Origin of the sequence: Streptomyces sp. NPDC090106 (assembly GCF_044747265.1) — a bacterium.
Lineage (GTDB): Bacteria > Actinomycetota > Actinomycetes > Streptomycetales > Streptomycetaceae > Streptomyces.
Map to the genome: position 1 here is coordinate 284,902 of NZ_JBIVDS010000006.1, position 16,127 is coordinate 301,028.

The 16,127-nt window shown below is 72.4% G+C and carries 14 protein-coding genes; 10 read left to right on the top strand and 4 right to left on the bottom strand.

Annotation, left to right across the window (positions count from 1 at the left end; genetic code table 11):
• Positions 1–121 precede the first annotated feature (121 nt).
• Positions 122–661 (top strand): peptidoglycan-binding protein, encoded by a 540-nt coding sequence (locus ACIPSE_RS21415; protein ID WP_401664673.1) that lies wholly within the window; start codon positions 122–124, stop codon positions 659–661.
• Positions 662–727: 66 nt separating this feature from the next.
• On the opposite strand, the gene ACIPSE_RS21420 is transcribed toward ACIPSE_RS21415, so the two are convergent.
• Positions 728–2,410, bottom strand: a complete 1,683-nt coding sequence (locus ACIPSE_RS21420) for a rhamnogalacturonan lyase B N-terminal domain-containing protein (protein ID WP_401664674.1) — start codon at positions 2,408–2,410, stop codon at positions 728–730.
• A 191-nt stretch (positions 2,411–2,601) separates the two neighbouring features.
• Here ACIPSE_RS21420 and ACIPSE_RS21425 point away from each other — a divergent pair, with 191 nt between their 5' ends.
• The 3 genes from ACIPSE_RS21425 to ACIPSE_RS21435 all read left to right on the top strand — a co-directional run bounded on the left by ACIPSE_RS21425 (position 2,602) and on the right by ACIPSE_RS21435 (position 7,779).
• Positions 2,602–3,693 carry a rhamnogalacturonan acetylesterase gene (locus ACIPSE_RS21425; protein WP_401664675.1) on the top strand — a complete coding sequence of 364 codons (1,092 nt, stop codon included), beginning with the start codon at positions 2,602–2,604 and terminating at the stop codon, positions 3,691–3,693.
• Between the two features lie 143 nt (positions 3,694–3,836).
• Complete coding sequence (locus ACIPSE_RS21430) at positions 3,837–5,627, top strand: DUF2264 domain-containing protein (RefSeq protein WP_401664676.1); 1,791 nt, start codon at positions 3,837–3,839, stop codon at positions 5,625–5,627.
• Positions 5,628–5,760: 133 nt separating this feature from the next.
• Positions 5,761–7,779 carry a PE-PGRS family protein gene (locus ACIPSE_RS21435; protein WP_401664677.1) on the top strand — a complete coding sequence of 673 codons (2,019 nt, stop codon included), beginning with the start codon at positions 5,761–5,763 and terminating at the stop codon, positions 7,777–7,779.
• Positions 7,780–7,788: 9 nt separating this feature from the next.
• Here the strand turns inward: ACIPSE_RS21435 and ACIPSE_RS21440 are convergent, their stop codons facing one another.
• On the bottom strand, positions 7,789–9,180 hold the full coding sequence (locus tag ACIPSE_RS21440) for a hypothetical protein (protein ID WP_401664678.1): 1,392 nt from the start codon (positions 9,178–9,180) through the stop codon (positions 7,789–7,791).
• A gap of 247 nt (positions 9,181–9,427) precedes the next feature.
• On the opposite strand from ACIPSE_RS21440, the gene ACIPSE_RS21445 reads away from it, so the two are divergent.
• Positions 9,428–9,796: a VOC family protein gene (locus tag ACIPSE_RS21445; RefSeq protein WP_401664679.1), complete on the top strand. Its 369-nt coding sequence runs from the start codon at positions 9,428–9,430 to the stop codon at positions 9,794–9,796.
• A 36-nt stretch (positions 9,797–9,832) separates the two neighbouring features.
• Here ACIPSE_RS21445 and ACIPSE_RS21450 read toward each other — a convergent pair whose 3' ends face one another.
• On the bottom strand, positions 9,833–10,609 hold the full coding sequence (locus ACIPSE_RS21450) for a helix-turn-helix domain-containing protein (RefSeq protein WP_401664680.1): 777 nt from the start codon (positions 10,607–10,609) through the stop codon (positions 9,833–9,835).
• A 253-nt stretch (positions 10,610–10,862) separates the two neighbouring features.
• Between ACIPSE_RS21450 and ACIPSE_RS21455 the strand changes: the two genes are divergently transcribed.
• The 3 genes from ACIPSE_RS21455 (at position 10,863) to ACIPSE_RS21465 (ending at position 13,116) form a co-directional block, all read left to right on the top strand.
• Complete coding sequence (locus ACIPSE_RS21455; RefSeq protein WP_401664681.1) at positions 10,863–11,534, top strand: DUF4097 family beta strand repeat-containing protein; 672 nt, start codon at positions 10,863–10,865, stop codon at positions 11,532–11,534.
• A gap of 230 nt (positions 11,535–11,764) precedes the next feature.
• A complete protein-coding gene (locus tag ACIPSE_RS21460) occupies positions 11,765–12,367 on the top strand; it encodes a hypothetical protein (RefSeq protein WP_401664682.1) in 603 nt (200 codons plus the stop codon).
• On the top strand, positions 12,364–13,116 hold the full coding sequence (locus tag ACIPSE_RS21465; RefSeq protein WP_401664683.1) for an isocitrate lyase/phosphoenolpyruvate mutase family protein: 753 nt from the start codon (positions 12,364–12,366) through the stop codon (positions 13,114–13,116). The genes ACIPSE_RS21460 and ACIPSE_RS21465 overlap by 4 nt, the downstream gene beginning before the upstream one ends.
• Here the strand turns inward: ACIPSE_RS21465 and ACIPSE_RS21470 are convergent.
• Positions 13,100–13,678: a TetR/AcrR family transcriptional regulator gene (locus tag ACIPSE_RS21470; RefSeq protein WP_401664684.1), complete on the bottom strand. Its 579-nt coding sequence runs from the start codon at positions 13,676–13,678 to the stop codon at positions 13,100–13,102. The genes ACIPSE_RS21465 and ACIPSE_RS21470 overlap by 17 nt on opposite strands.
• A 206-nt stretch (positions 13,679–13,884) precedes the next feature.
• Between ACIPSE_RS21470 and ACIPSE_RS21475 the strand changes: the two genes are divergently transcribed.
• Entirely contained in the window at positions 13,885–15,588 is a 1,704-nt protein-coding gene (locus ACIPSE_RS21475; RefSeq protein ID WP_401664685.1) for a PHP domain-containing protein, read from the top strand.
• The gene (locus tag ACIPSE_RS21480; protein ID WP_401664686.1) at positions 15,585–16,100 is read left to right on the top strand and encodes a hypothetical protein; all 516 of its coding nucleotides are present in this window, start codon (positions 15,585–15,587) and stop codon (positions 16,098–16,100) included. Before ACIPSE_RS21475 ends, ACIPSE_RS21480 begins: the two co-directional genes overlap by 4 nt.
• The last annotated feature ends 27 nt before the right edge of the window (positions 16,101–16,127 follow it).

Sequence of the window (16,127 nt, forward strand, 5' to 3'; positions counted from 1 at the left end):
GGGATGTTCACCAACTGTCCTTATTTTCTTGACAGTTGATGTTCGTCGCCCACAGAATTTCGCCCGTCCGCCGGATCTTCCCCGAGGGGGAGATCCGGCACCCGACCACCCAAGGACGGCGATGCGCCCACTCCGCTATTCCACTTCCGCCGCGCTCGCGGCAGCGATCCTCGGCATGACGGTGCTCGGCGCGAGCCCGGCGTCCGCGAACGTCAGTGAGGGCTACGTGGCAGGTGCCGGCGTGGTCACCGACGACTGGGGCGACGAGGGGACGCTGTCGCAGAACACCAACGCCAAGGCCTACGCCAACGGCCTGTGGCAGTGGGTGCTCTACGCGGAAGGGGTGGACGAGAGCAACGGCAGCGCCTACGACAAGTACGACATCGACTGCCTCTTCGGCGCCAACACGGCCTACGCGACCAAGCAGTTGCAGGACCGCTGGAACCTCGGGGTGGACGGCTCCGTGGGCACCGAGACCTTCAGCCGGGCCGACAACAACCTGACCATCAGCGGCGAGACGGTGACCTACCACGGGGCCGCGCACTCGGTGGAGTTCTTCCGCAACGCGGACAGCCACGCGTACGTCTTCCACTCCGGCTCCGCCAGCGGCTGGACGCTCGCCTCGTACTCGGCGTACGCACCCTGCGACACGCCCAACTGACGAGCGGGGCGGCGGCGGTCCCTGACAGCCGCCGCCGCCCCGCCCTTCGCGCTGGGGCCGTTCCGCTCAGGCCAGCAGGTCCAGCGCGTCGATCGCGGTTCCCGCGCTGAGGTACGAGGTCGTCCCCGAACCGCTCACCACGTTGATCTTCAGCACGTTGTACTGGCTGGTGTCCGTGAGCCAGGCACTGGCCGGAACGCTGTACGTGAACGTGTAGTTGTTGCCCCGGTAGGACCCGTTGGTCAGTGACCGGGTGCTCGGCTGCGTGGGCGGCGAGGGGATCGACGACGTCCAGGTGTCGTTGACGACGACCTGCGGACGGCCGTTGGCGTAGGCCGTCGTCACCCCGATGCGCAGGGTGTGCGCGGCGGCGGCCTGGGCGGCGGTCAGCTTGAAGTACACCAGCAGACCGCTGTTGACGTCCTTCCACAGATAGCAGGGGAAGGCCGAGGTCTCGGTGCCGCTGCCGACGACGACGTTGCCGGTCCAGGCGGCGGCGCGGACGTCCGAGGGATGGGCGTACGTCATCAGGGCGGCGTTCTTGAAACCGCCCGGTGTGCCGTCCCAGTTGTTGATCCGCCAGATGGCGCTCGCGTTGCTCGGGTCGTTGGACGAGGGGATCGCGATCGTGTTGAGCGTGGTCGTCCCGCCCGCGGTCACCGTCACCGACGTGGTGTACACGGCCAGTTCACCCTTGAAGACGGTCAGCGTGTACGTCCCCGGCAGCGCCCCGCCGATCGAGAAGTAGCCGTCCGAAGCCCGTGCCGAACCCCAGTACTGGGCAGCCGAGTTGGCGAGCCCCACCGTGTACGCGTACGCCGTGTCCCGCCCCGTGATGCCGACGCCGGCGACCCGGCCCCGGCCGCCCGCGGCCACGTAGCCGGACAGGCCGAGCGAGTCGGCCCAGGACGTGGTGAGGGTGCCCGGATACAGCGAGGAGGAGGGCGCGCCGCCGTCCGTGAGGGCGATGACGTACGGGCCCTGGAGGCCGTAGCGCTCGGACTCGGTCTGGTTCTGGCCGTAGTACAGGATCTCGTACAGACCGCCGCCGTCCGCGCTCTGGTGGCGCAGCAGCGAGCGGTAGAACGGGCCGCCGGAGGCCTTCTCGTGGTTGCTGCGCACCACCCACAGGCCGACGCTGCCGGTGGTCCAGCCGACGTAGTCGTAGTCCATCACCCGCAGCTTGGAGTAGTGCTTGGAGCGGGTCTGGCCGTCGGTCTTGGCGAAGACGTCCGAGGCCTCGATGGTGGTGGGCGCGTAGGTGTAGGAATCGGGCTCGTCGTTGAGGAACAGGCCCGCCTTGACGCGCACGATGTAGCGGGTGGCGCTGACCGAGCTGTCGGCCTTGTTGGTCCACAGGTAGATGTTGTTCTCGCCGCTGCGGGCCGCGTAGTAGTGCTTCAGCGTGCCGTAGGTGACGGAGACCAGGATCGTCGTCCCCGACTGACCGATCGTCACCGTCGAGGTGCCCAGGCCGGATTCGATGTGCGAGTTCTTGCCGTCGTAGCCCTGGTACTCGGTGCCTCGGTAGACCAGGGAGGTCAGGTCGCCGTTGGTCTTGCTGACCTTGAAGACGAGGTTGGCGCCGGTGTCCACGACGTAGTTCGAGCCGTCGTCGGTGTAGCCGAAGGCTGCCGCGGACGCGGTGGGGGCGAACGGCCCGGCGAGGGCGGCCGTGCCCGCGGCCGCGGCGGTACCGAGGACGAAGGCGCGGCGTCCGACCTTGCTGTGCGGGGCGGTTTCGGACATGGGGTGCCTCCTTCGAGACATGTGGGGGTGGTGCGGGTGTGAGTGAGGGTGACAGTTGAAACGATTTCGCGAAAGGGCTTTCACGCGCTGGAAGTTGGCAGTGTTGTGAAATCGGTCAGGACTCTAGAAAGCGCTTGCCGAGAGCGGTACGGTCGCGCCGCCATGTCGTGCCGGTTGCGGAGGAGCAGCGAATGAGACGTTTCAACCTCGCCCTGGTGTCAGCGCTCGCGCTGGGCGCCCTGAGCGCCGCCCTGACGGCCGTACCGGCGCACGCCGGGGAGCACGGGGGGTCCGGGGCCGGGAGTCCGCACGCGGGAGAGCCGCGGGTGGCCCTCGGTATCGAGAACTGCGCCGACGGCGTCTGCCACTTCGACGTCCCCGCCGGCACCTACGACGTGACGGTTCTCCTCGGCGGGGACGCCGAGTCGAGCACCACCGTCACCGGGGAGACCCGCCGCGCCCTGCTGCCCGCGACGACCGTCGCCGCCGGGCAGCGCGCCGCCCGCGCCTTCACCGTGAACGTCCGCACCCCCGAGGGCGAGCCCACCGGCGCCGAGGGCACCCCCGGACTGGACCTCGTGTTCGGCGGAACCGCCCCCGCGCTGGCCGACATCCGCGTCACGCCCGCCCGGCACGCCCGCCAGATCCTCCTCGTTGGCGACTCCACGGTGTGCGACCAGCCCGGCGACCCCTACACCGGCTGGGGCCAGCAACTGCCCCAGTACCTGCGCAAGGGCCTGTCGGTCGCCAACTATGCCGACTCCGGTGAGAGCACGGTCAGTTACCTCGCCGGCGCCCAACTCTGGGGCACCGTGCAGCCGTTGATCCGGCCCGGCGACCTCGTCCTGGTCCAGCTGGCCCACAACGACAAGACCACCGACGAGGCGACCTACCGGGCGAACCTGGAGACTCTGGTCGCCGGAATCCGCGAAAAGGGCGGTGAGCCTGTCCTCGTGACGCCGATCGTGCGACGCTGGTTCAACTCCGACGGCACCTTGAACAACACCACAGCACTCCTGGTCAACGGCCTCGGCGTCGACCACCCCGCCGTCATCCGCTCGGTCGCGGCCGACAAGGACGTCCCGCTGATCGACCTGACCGCCCTGACGAAGGCGCTGGTGGAATCCCTCGGCACCGAGGGCTCCAAGGCGCTCTACCTGTACAACGAGAAGCGGGACAACACGCACACCTCGGTGTACGGCGCGACGGTGTACGCCGGACTCGTCCGCGACGAACTCCTCGCCCGCCATCTGGTGCCGCAAGGCCTGGTGCGGGCGGGATGAGCCCCTGGGGGCGCCCCGACCGGAACCGGGGCGCCCCCAGGCCTTGACCGCCGTCCGACCCTTACCGCCGTCCGACCCTGACCGCCGTACGGCCCTGGCTGTCGTACGGTCCGACCGCGACAGACCCGGGGACCCACTCGCCCATGCACCTGCCTCCCGCCGACCGGACCCTCAGCCCTCGCACCGGATACACCCGCGCCCACTGGGAGGCCGCGGCCGACGCCCTCCTCGCCGCGACTGAGCCGTACGCCACCGACGACGGTGCCCTCTACCGCTTCCCCGGCACGCACACCAGCTGGTCGGGACCCCTCTCGGACGGCCTGGAGGGATACGCCCGCACCCTCCTGCTGGCCGCGTTCCGCCAGGACGAGACCGTGCTCCAGCGGTACGCCGAGGGTCTCGCCGCCGGTGTCTCCGGCGTCTGGCCCCGCGTCGAGGACCGCGGCCAGCCGCTCGTCGAGGCCGCCTCGATCGCCCTCGCTCTGCGCCTCACCCGGCCCCTCCTGTGGGACCGCCTGGAGGACGGAGTGCGCCAGCGCGCCGCCGCCTGGCTCGGCGACGCGCTCACCGCGGAGGCCTGGCCCTGCAACTGGGAGCTGTTCCCCGTCACGGTCGGCGGTTTCCTCCAGGAGATCGGCCACGAGCCCGCCGCGTCCGCCAAGGCCGTCGAACGCGGCCTGGAACGGATCGAGACCTGGTACGTCGGCGGCGGCTGGTACACGGACGGCGACGGGCGGAAGTTCGACTACTACAACGGCTGGGCGATGCACCTGTACCCGGTGCTGCACGCGTGGCTCGCGGCGGGCCGCCCGACGGCGGCCGGCGGCGCGCGCGGCTCCGCCGACGGCCCGCTGGACTCCGTGTACGGCGACCGCCTCGAAGCCCATCTCGCCGACTACGCACGCCTCTTCGGCGGGGACGGCGCCCCCCTGCTCCAGGGCCGGTCCCTCACCTACCGTTTCGCGACGGCCGCGCCGCTGTGGCTCGGCGCCCTCACCGGCCGCACACCGCTGCCCCCGGGGGAGACCCGGCGGCTCGCCTCCGGAGCGCTGCGGTACTTCCTCGACCGTGGTGCGGTAGGCGCCGACGGGCTGCTCACGCTCGGCTGGCACGGCCCCGACGAGGCACTCCTGCAGGGGTATTCGGGCCCGGCCTCCCCCTACTGGGCCAGCAAGGGCTTCATCGGCCTGCTCCTTCCGCCCGACCACCCCGTGTGGACCGCGCCCGAGGAACCCTCCCCGGCCGAGCGCGCCGACGCGGTCGCCCCGATCGACGCGCCCAACTGGCTGCTCCAGTCGACGGGTTCTGACGGTGTGGTGCGGCTGCACAACCACGGCAGCGAGGACGTCCGCTACGACCCCTACTACACGCGCCTCGCGTACTCGACCGTGACGGCGCCCTCGACGTCGTACGACAACAGCGTGATCGTCGGTGGCGCGGGGGGCCGTTCGGGCATCGAACCGCTCGGGGTGGGCGAGGGCTGGGCGGCCTCCCGGCACCTGGTCGGGAGCGGAAGCGGGGATGTGGGCGCGGGCGCGGGCGAGGGCGAGGCCGGGGGCGGTGTCCGGGTGACGAGCCTGGTGCTGGCCGAGGGGGCGGTCGAGGTGCGGGCGCATCTGGTCGCCGGGGCGGCCCCGGGGACGGAGGTGCGGGTCACGGGGTGGGACGCCGGGGACGGTACACGGGCCGAACTCCTGCCGCTGCTCGGGCTGTCGGCGGACGCGACCGGGGTGACGGGGGAGGGGCCCACGCTCTTCGTCGCCCTGGTCCGGCTCACCGGTGACGCGGAACCGAGGCCGCTCGGAGGGCTGGCCAGTGTGGACGTCGACGGGGAGGGCGAACTCCACGTCCGGTGGGCGTCGGGGCGGACGGTGCGGGCGCGGATCGCGGACGGGACGGGCGTCGGGGTGCGGACGGACCCGCACGTCTCCTAGGCCGTGTCCGTGAAGTCCCGTCGTCCGTCCGGAGGGTGGGCGCCAGGCGTCGCGGGGCAGGCGGGACTTCGCGGACACGACCTGGCGCTGCCCGCCCGAACCCGCCGGTGCCGCGGCGGGCAGGATGGGGATCATGGGTGGGAGAGACGAACTGGTCGCGGCGCTGGAACGGGCCGGACTGACAGTGGTGGGGGACGGGCAGACCGAGGAGGTGCCGCCTCCGGGAATCGGCTGGCGGCACGTCCTCGCGGACGGCGCGGGGGACAGGTCCGTCGCCCTGGAGCGGCCGGTCGGCGAGGCCACGGCCGGTGCGGCCTCGGCCGACGCGACCTGGCACCGGCTGGCGTCCGGGGCCGGGGTGCTCGCCGCGGACGACGTGTTCCTCGTGCACGTCGTCCACGCCGCGCCCACGGGTCTCGCACGCTGGGCGAGGGTGCGGCTCCGGCTCGGCGACCGCGGGGACCTGGCCTCCTTGCCGGCCCCCGCGCCGGAGGGGAGGGAGGAACGACCCTGGTTCCTGGCGTCGTCGCTGGACGGGGACGTGCTGATCGGCGCCCTGAGCGGGGAGCGCGCGCTGCGGTTCGTCGTCGTGGACCGGTTCCGGGAACGACGCGAGGAGGCCGCCCGGAAGGCCGCGGACGAGACGCCGTCGCAGCGGGAGGCCGCGTGGGCGTCCCTGCTCCGGGACGCGGCACCCACGGAGGAACTCCTCCGCTCGTGGGCGGACGGACTCGCGCTCAACCCGGCCACGCCCGGGGAGCTGTGGCCGCGGCTGCTGGAGAAGTCCTGGTACGCGATGTACAAGGCGCTGCCCGAGGACGTCGTCGACGTGCTGCTGGCCCACCCGGACTGGAAGGTCCGCAGTGGCGCCGCCGAGCGGCAGCCGAACGTCACCGCCCCCCAGTGGGACCGGGTGATCCGTGCCGAGCGGGACGAACGCCGGCGCCGGCTCCTCGCCATGACCGCCGCGGACCGCTGGGCCGAACTCGACCCGGGAACCTATGAGTTGCTGGCCTCCGACCCGTCTTCGCGGGTGCGTTGCGAGGTCGCCCGGATGACGGCGTTGCCCGCCGATGTCGCCGTCGCGCTCGCCGGTGACCCCGAGGACAGCGTGCGGGGACTGGCGTGCGCCTCCGCCTGGCCGCACCTCGACGCCGACGCGAGAGAGGCGCTGCTGACCGACCCGCATGACGGGGTGCGCGCCGCGGCCCTGCTGCTGCACCACCGCGACCACCCCATGCCCCGCGCGCTGTACACGTCCCTCAACGACAAGTCCCGCGTGCTGGAGACCTGTCGGCTGGAGCACGAGCTGGCCGAGGAGGTCGCCCGGCACGGCGAGTACGGCGAACGCCGCGCCCTCGCGGGCAATCCGCGTCTCGCCCCCGACATGGTCGCCCTCCTGGGCGAGGACCCCGACCCGCACATCCGCTTCACCGTCTCGATCCGCTCCGACCTCACGGAGGAGCAACGCGCCGCGATCCGGATCGACTTCGACCCCGGCACACGCCACTGCGTGCTCGACTGGGTCGTCGCCCTGCACGACGACGAGGACGCCGTACGCCGACTGGCCGCGTCCTCCCACCCCTTGGTGCGGCGGAGCGTCGCCCGTGCCCGGCGGCTGCCGCCGGACGTCGTCGAGCGCCTCGCCCGGGACGAGGACCGGGTCGTCCAGCTCTTCCTCGCCGAGTCCTGCGACGACGCGCCCGCCGAGATGCTCCTGCGGGTGTGGCGGTGGTGGACCGGCAGCCTCAGCACCCCCGACCGGCCGCGCGGCCACCCCCACTTCCCCCGCGAGGGCCTCCTGCGGTACGCCGACGACCCGGACCCGCGGATGCGGTCCCTCGCGCTCGACGACCCGGCGTCCACCCCCGAACTCGTCGAGCGCCAGAGCCGGGACGCGCACGAGGAGGTGCGGTACCGGGCCGCCCGCGACCCGCGCCTGTCGTCCTTGGCGGCGACCCGTCTCCTGGACGACCCGCATGACCACATACGGGACGCGGCGGCCCGCCACCCCCGCCTGCCCGTCCGCGTCCTGGTCGGGCTGCTGCGCGGCGGCGGCCCGGAGACCGCCGCGCGCAATCCGGGGCTCCCCGTCGAGGTCGTGCGCCGGATGGTGGACCTGATCGACCCCGTTGCCGGGCAAACCCGGTGACCGGACCCCTCAGGGGGTGAGGCGGGTGATCCGCAGCGTTTTCGTGGTCGGGGACGCGCCGGTCAGGGCGGTCGCGTACGACGGGGTCGCCGCCACGGACGCCCAGGTCAGCGTGCCGTTCTTCTGCACGGCGATGTCGCCGGTGATCCGCGTGCCCACGACATGGTCCGCACTCCGGAACGTCCCGCTCCAGTCGATGAGCCGCAGATGCGTGCCCGCGAAGACACCGGTGCAGGTGCCTGCCGAGCACTTGGCGTTCTTCACCGACTCCCAGGACAGCAGCAGCCGGTCCGTGCCGTACGGCGCGAGCCGGACGTTGACGTGGTCGGTGCCCTTGGCGGCGGACAGGCGGACCGCCTTGCCCGCGGCGGGGGTGCCGCGGTTCTTCAGGAACGCGACGGCGACCTGGTGGGTGCCGGTCTGCGGGGTGACCGTCCAGCCGCGTCCGGAGGAGTCGTCGGGGTTCTTCTTCGCGGAGGCCGCGCCCCGGGAGGCGAACGCCGTGGCGTAACGGCCGGTGGACGACTTCACCAGGTCGCCGGTGCGGCCGGCGAACGTGCCGCCGCAGTAGCCCGCCCAGCACTGCTCACGCTGGACGACCGGGGCGTCGTCGGGGGCGCCGATCGACGTCGACACGAACAGCCCCGAGCGCCAGTCGTCGAAGCAGAGGGAGGTGAAGGCTCCGGTCCTCTCCGCGTGCAGGGCGATGCCCTCGTTGTGGCTGCACCCCCAACTCCAGCCGCCGCTCACCTTCTTGCCCGCCGCGCTGACGTACTGCATCTTGTCGCCGAAGTGCCCGTCGGCGAAGCCGCCCGCGCCGTGCACCACGAAGTAGGCCCCGTACTTGGTCCCGTTCCAGACGAGTTGGCCGTCCAGCGTGGGGGAGGTGTCGTGGGTCGAGGTGCCGGTGAGCTTGGTGCGGAAGGTCTGCTTGCCGTTGGTGTAGCGGACGATCGCGGCGGCCGTCTCCTTCCACTTGTTGGTGTCGGAGACCCGGGTGAGCAGGGCGAAGCCGTTGTCGTGCGCGACCAGGCCGCCGACCTCCTTGGCGCCCTTGACGACCGTGTCCGCCCCCGAGCGACTGCCCGTCGCCGTCAGGGGCGTGACATGGACGCCGTCGGCGGCGGGCCAGGCGACCCGCAGGGTGCCGTCCGGCGCGGCGGCCGTCGCCGTCCGCGTCCATTCCCGCGCGTTGTTGTAACCCGCCGACAGGTAGGGGAACTTGGCCGGCAGGGACACGGCGGTGGTGCTGACGGTCAGGTCGGCGGCGGCGGCGGTGGTGCTCGCCCCGGCCGTCGCGTACCACGCGCCGACGAGCGCGGCGGTGGCGGTGAGCCCCGCGACGAGCGGCCTGCGGGCGGCCCGTACGCGGCGGTGGGAGGTGTGTGGTGCGGAGGTCATGCCCCCAAGTGCCCGCCGGACGCTGAATGGTTGCCGACGCGTCGCGATCATCAGGGAGATCCGGAAGGCGGGAGAGCTGGAAGGCGGGAGAGCCGGAGAGCCCGAGATCCGGAGGGCGGGAGAGCCCGAGATCCGGAGAGCGGGAGATCCGGAGGGCGGGAAGGAGGTAGGGCCGGCTGACCGGGAGGGGGCTCCCGGCCCGCAATTCGCGTTGATCTTCTCGCGGCACCTGCACAAGAATCCCCGCATGACTTCTGCCATCCGCCATGTGACCGTCGACAGCGCCGACCCCTACGCCCTCGCCGGCTTCTGGTCCCAGGTCCTCGGCCTGCCCCTGCACGAGGACGACAAGCCCGGCGACGAGGGGGCGTTGATCCCGGGCGCGAACCTGCTGTTCAACAGCGCGCCGGACGCCAAGGTCGTCAAGAACCGCGTCCATCTCGACGTCCAGCCCCAGGACCGCACCCGCGACGAGGAGGTCGAACGGCTCCTCGCGCTCGGCGCGGTCCTCGTCCAGGACCAGCGCAGGCCGGACGGCACCGGGTGGGTCACGCTCGCCGACCCGGAGGGCAACGAGTTCTGCGTGGAGCGCAGTGCGGCCGAGCGCGGTGAGTAGCAGCCGCCGCTAACGGGACGGGCGGCGCGGCGGCGGTCAGGGGCGGCTCTCGACGGAGTCCGTGCTGTTCTGCGCGAGGGCTTCGGGTTCCTCCGGTGCCGCCTCGGCCTGGGAGTGGAGGATCTCGCGGGCCTGTTCCGCCGCGCGCGTGATGCTCTCCGAGATGAAGTCGACGAAGCGGGCGATGTTCTCCAGCCGGACCGCGGCGGGCGTGCCGGAGCCGAGCACCCGCACCCCCTGGCGCGCGGCCTCCCCGAGCTGGGCGGTGGCGCGGGCGCTGGTGATCGTGGACTGGTACATGACGTCGTCGTCGACGACGTACCGCTCGCGGCGCCGTTCGTCGCGCTCCCGCCGCACCAGGCCCTGCCCCTCCAGCAGCGCGATCGACTTGGAGATGGTCGCCGGGCTGACCTGGAGCCGCTGGACGAGTTCCGCGGCGGTGAGGCTTCCGGAGTCGGTCGTGTAGAGACAGGTCATCACCCGGGCCGTCATCCTGGGCAGGCCCGAGGCCATGAGGAGCGTGGTGAACTCCTCCTCGTACGCGCGCACCGCCTCGGGGTCGCGGCCGTGCGCCGTCGACGTCGTCCCCGGGCTCCGGGGCGCGGCGGGCTTGCGGCGGTGGGCCCGGTGTTCCGTGGCGCGGTGCGCCAGATCGGCCCGGTAGCCCGTGGGGCCGCCGTTGCGCAGGACCTCGCGGGTCACGGTCGAGGTGGGGCGCTCCAGCCGGCGCGCGATCTCCGCGTAGGCGAGGCCGTCGGCCAGTCCCAGCGCGATCTGCTGACGTTCCTGCTGGGTGAGCCTGCCTCCGGGCATCACGGCCTCCTTCTCGGCGCGGGTGGGGACTGCGCCGCACTATAGCGTTCATCTTCAATCCATTGCAACGAGTGGCTGGCGAGTGCGTTGCGTTAGATTCACATTCAGTGCAACGATTTCCCTCATCTGACCAGTGTTGATGGGCATTTCGTGCAACGAATATGTTGCCTGACTGTCGAACGCAACGTAGCTTTTCCTTCATCGGAAACAGCGTGGACCGAAGCGGCCCGCGCCACGGACGAAGGAGAGCACCATGCAGAAGTTCGACACCCCCGCGGCCGTCTCCGCCGTGCTCGACATCCCGGCCGGACGCATCCAGCTCATCGCCGCCGACCGCACGGACACCATCGTCGACGTCCGTCCCGCGGACGCCGCCAAGAGCCGGGACGTGAAGGCCGCCGAGGAGGTCGAGGTCACCTACGCCGACGGCGTCCTGGACATCCGCGTCCCGGAGCCGAAGAACAGGTTCCTCGGCAACTCCGGCTCCGTGGAGGTCACCGTGCGGCTCCCGGCCGGTTCCCGGGTCGAGGCCAAGACCGGCGCCGCCGAACTGCGCGGTGTGGGGCGGCTCGGAGACGTCACCTTCGACGGCGCCTACCGTCAGATCAAGATCGACGAGGTCGGCGGCCTCCGCCTCACCGCCACCGACGGCGACGTGGAGGTCGGACGCCTCAACGGTCCCGCCGAGATCACCACCCAGCGCGGTGCCATCCGGATCGGCGAGGCCGTACAGGGCGCGGTGACCCTGCGCACCCAGCAGGGCGACATCACGATCGGCGCCGCCGCCGGCGTCTCCGCCACGCTCGACGCCGGAACCGGCTACGGCCGGGTCCACAACGCGCTCAAGAACACCGAGGGCGCCGACGCCGCCCTGACCGTCCATGCCACCACCGCCCACGGCGACATCACCGCCCGCAGCCTCTGAGCCGCACCACTCACCCAGGGGGAGATCCGTCCTCGGCTGCTTCTGGTCCACGTCGAAGTTCGGCAACGCCTCGAAGCAGCTGCACCACAAGGCCGGACGGCCGACCGGGCGGCGCGCACCGACACCACGTCGGAGCGCGCCGCCCGGCCGCGTGTGCGGTCTCCCGCGATGGTGGAGGGTGGGGGGACACTTCGGCGGGCGCCGAATCGATCCGGCCGTAGCGTGATGACATGGCCGACACGGCAGACACGCCGCCCCCGCCCCCGCCGCCGTCCCGGCTCTCGGCCGGGGCCGTGACCGGCATGGTCGAGCACCCCCTCACCCTGGACGGGACCTGGACACGCTGGGACGGCAGGCCCATCACTACGGCGCCCATCGCCACTGCGCCCATCGCCACGGCGCCCATTGCCACGGTGCTCATCACCACGGCGGACGGCCGCGCGTACACCCCGCACAAGGCGATCCGCCGGGTGGCCGACCACCTCGTCGACCACCTCGTCGACCATCCCGCCGAGCCGGAGGCCCGGTTGGCGGGCGACGACCCGCGGCCCGACCACCGGCACGCCTCCGCCGTGACGACCGAGGCCGACCTCGCGCCCTTCACCCCGGCCGACGTGGACGAGGCGCGCAGCCGTGTCACCCGGCGCGCCCGGAACGGGGCCAACGGCCTCGACGCACGCGGCGCCCGTCCGCTCGACGCCTCCTCGGACCAGTGCTGGACTCACCGCCAACTGGCTCTGCACCTCCTCGCGGAGTCGACGTACCACGCCGACGCGGTGGGGGACCCGACCCGGACGACGGGGCAGGCCGATCGGGCGGCGGCCACGTCATGACCCCCTTCGCGGCCCTCCACCACGGCGACGGGCCCCTGCTCCTGCCCAACGCCTGGGACCACGCCTCCGCGATGGCGCTCGCCGGGGCGGGGTTCGCGGCGATCGGCACGACCAGCCTCGGCGTCGCCGCCGCGGCAGGCCTGCCCGACGGGGCCTCCGCGACCCGGGACGAGACCCTGGGCCTGGCCCTCGCGCTGGGCACGCGCCCTTTCCTCCTCTCGGTGGACGCGGAAGGGGGATTCAGCGACGACCCGGACGAAGTGGCTTCATTCGCACGCCAGTTGGCGGCGGTCGGCGCCGTCGGCATCAACCTGGAGGACGGCCTGGGCCCGATCGCGACCCACGCCGCGAAGATCGCCGCGGTCAAGTCGGCGGCACCCGGTCTCTTCGTGAACGCGCGCACCGACACCCACTGGCTCGGCGACGGCACGGACACCCTCCGGCGCCTCGACGCCTACCAACAGGCGGGCGCGGACGGGGTGTTCGTCCCCGGCCTCACCGCCCCACCGGCCATCTCGGCGCTGGTCGCCACCCTCGACGTCCCCCTCAACGTCCTCTACTCGCCCGCCGGTCCCACAGTCCGCCAACTCGCCGACCTGGGCGTGAGCAGGATCAGCCTCGGTTCGTTCCTCTACCGACGGGCCCTCGGCGCCGCCGTGGAAGCGGCCACCGAGATCGCGGAGGGCCGTCCGCCCCGGGGAACCACACCCTCGTACGACGCCGTGGCCGCTTTTACCGGCTCTCCGTGACCGGCCAGTTCTCCAGCGCGATGTGCAGCGCGGCGATCGCCTGGTCCCAGGACCCGCGCACGTCACGGGGCGCACCGAAGCCGCCGCCGGCCTCCAGGGCGCAGTAGCCGTGGAAGGTGGCGCGCAACAGCCGTACGGCGTCGGTGAGATCGGGCTCCTCCAGGCCGTACGCGCGCAGCATGCCGTACGTGATGTCGGCCGTGCGGCGCATCATCGGATGGTCCGCGACGAGTTCCTGGTCGACGCGGGTCTGCGTCGCCGCGTAACGGCCCGGGTGCTCCAGGGCGTACGACCGGTAGGCGCCCGCGAACGCGGCCAGCGCGTCCTTGCCGGCCCGCCCCGCCACGGCCGCCGCGATCCGGTCGATCAGCTCGGCACCGGCCAGCAGCGCCATCCGCGTACGCAGCTCCTGAAGGTTCTTGACGTGCGAGTACAGACTCGCGTCCTTCACCCCGAACCGCCGGGCCAGCGCGGACACGGTGACCTTCTCGAACCCCACCTCGTCGGCGAGCTCGGCGGCGGCCTCGGTGAGGCGGTCGGCGGTGATTCCTGCGCGGGCCATGGGCTCTCCGAGAAGCTTCCTAGGGGTTCTAGGTTTCATCCTAGTGCGTCACGTATGTCTGGGCCGGGCGTGTGACGGCCCGTAGCCGCCGTGCCCGGGTCGTTCCTCGCTCATCCTGCGGTGGTTCACCGTTCATGTGTCGCCTCGATCCTCCACAGGCGACGTGCTGGCGTCGTGGCGAAGGCGGCGGCATCCGGGAGGCGTTCATGGGGCACGGGCATCACCACGCACACGGTCACGGGCACGGCCACGAGCACGGCCATGACCACGGACCGGTGCCCGAGCAGGCTCTCCCCGCGGCCTTCGACACCTCCGTGCCGGACGAGGAGCTGAGCCCCGAGCAGCAGTCGCGCCGCATGCTGCTGCGGCGGGCCGGGCTCCTCGGGGCGGGGCTGGCCGCCGCGAGCGTGGTGGGCCGGGCGACGCCCGCCGCGGCGAGCGGGAAAGGCCGCGCGGGCGGGTTCCTGTGGCTGGCAGGGGACCACCACATCCACACGCAGTACAGCAGCGACGGCAAGTACCGCGTCGTCGACCAGGTCCGCCAGGGCGCCCGGCACGGCATGGACTGGCTCGTCATCACCGACCACGGCAGCGTCACGCACGCCAGGATCGGCGTCGACAAGGTCAACCCGGACATCAGAGCGGCCCGCGCCGCCCACGACGACACCCTCGTCTTCCAGGGGCTGGAGTGGAACATCCCCGGCGCCGAGCACGGCACCGTGTTCGTGCACCCGGGCAGCAACGAGGTCTCCGTCCTCAAGCAGTTCGAGACCGACTACGACGGCAGCGTCAAGAACGCCTCCGACTCGACGCCCGCCAACGAGGCCCTCGCGGTCGCCGGGCTCGCCTTCCTCTCCGAGCAGGTGCGGCGCCGCAAGGTCAAGGACGCGCTGATGCTCGCCAACCACCCGGCGCGGCGCGGCGTCGACTCCCCGCACGAGATCCGCGCCTGGCGCGACGCCGGTGACAGCGCACACCAGATCGCCGTCGGCTTCGAGGGCGCCCCCGGCCACCAGGCCGCCGGCCTGCCCACGCCGCTCGGCATGGGCCGCGCCCGCGGCATCTACGACAACAGTCCCGGCGCCAACTCCTTCGCGGGCTACCCGCCGGAGAGCTACCGCACCTGGGGCGGCTTCGACTGGATGACCGCCACCGTCGGCGGCCTGTGGGACAGCCTCATCGCCGAGGGCAGGCCCTGGTGGATCACCGCCAACTCCGACTCCCACCAGGTGTACGCCGACACGGCCGCGCGCGGCGGCGGCGACTTCGAGACCGACGGCCGCTACGACGACCCCGTCTACGCCGGGAGGATCGACGTCACCCAGGGCGACTACTGGCCCGGCCAGTACAGCCGTACGCACGTCGGCGCCGAGGACTTCTCCTACGCCGCCGTCATGGACGGCATCCGCGCCGGCCGGATCTGGGTCGACCACGGGCAGTTGATCAGCGGCCTCGACGTCCGGGTCGCCGGCGGCCACCGCTGGGCCACCCTGGGCGGCGCCCTGCACGTGAAGAAGGGCACGGATGTCACCCTGACCGTCGACATCGCGCTCGCCGGCGGCCCCAACTGGGCCGGTTTCACGCCCAAGCTGGCCCGCGTGGACGTCATCCAGGGCGATGTGACCGGCGTGGTCGCCGACCGGGACACGTTCACCGCGCCCACGGCCAAGGTCGTCACGTCGTACGAGGTGAACAAGGACAGCGGCACGGTCACGCTCGCCTACCGGCTCGGCCGGGTGGACCGTCCGCTGTACGTCCGGCTGCGCGGCACCGACGGCAACCGGTCCGGTGTCGGTCCGATGGGCCCGGCGGTCGACCCGGCCGGTCCCGCCATCGACGTCGTCGGCGACGCCGACCCGTGGCGCGACCTGTGGTTCTACACCAACCCGGTGTGGGTCCTGCCCGCGTGACACCGCACACCCTCACCGTGGACGCGGGGGTCCGCGAGCTGCGCGCCGCGGACCATCTGCTCCACGCGCTCGCCGCCGAACTGGCCCTTGAGGAGGGCTGGTTCGGCTGCACGCACCTGCTGCGCGGCGACCGTCCCAGGGTCGCCGTCTCGCTCGCCCTCCCGTCGTCGTCGCTCCTTCGCACCGCCCAGGAGCGGCTGACGGCGGCGGGGGAGTACGAGGTGACGTCCGGGGTGCCCGACCGGTTCGGCCGGGCGGTGATCTACCCCGGCGTCACGTCGCTCACCGGCACGGTGACGATCGCGGAGCTGCTGCGACGCTCCGCGATCGACCGCGTCACCGTCCTCGGCGCCGTCTCCCCGCCCGACCCGCACACCCGGCTGGTGACACGCGATCACGTCCGCCCCCAGTGGCAGGACGACCACCTCGTCCTCACCACCATGCCCGCGGCCGGCGCCACCCTCGTCCCCTTCGAGGTCCCCGACCCGACACCCTGCTGCGCGAACCACTGAGAACCGCCGCCTCCCGGCCCGAAGAGC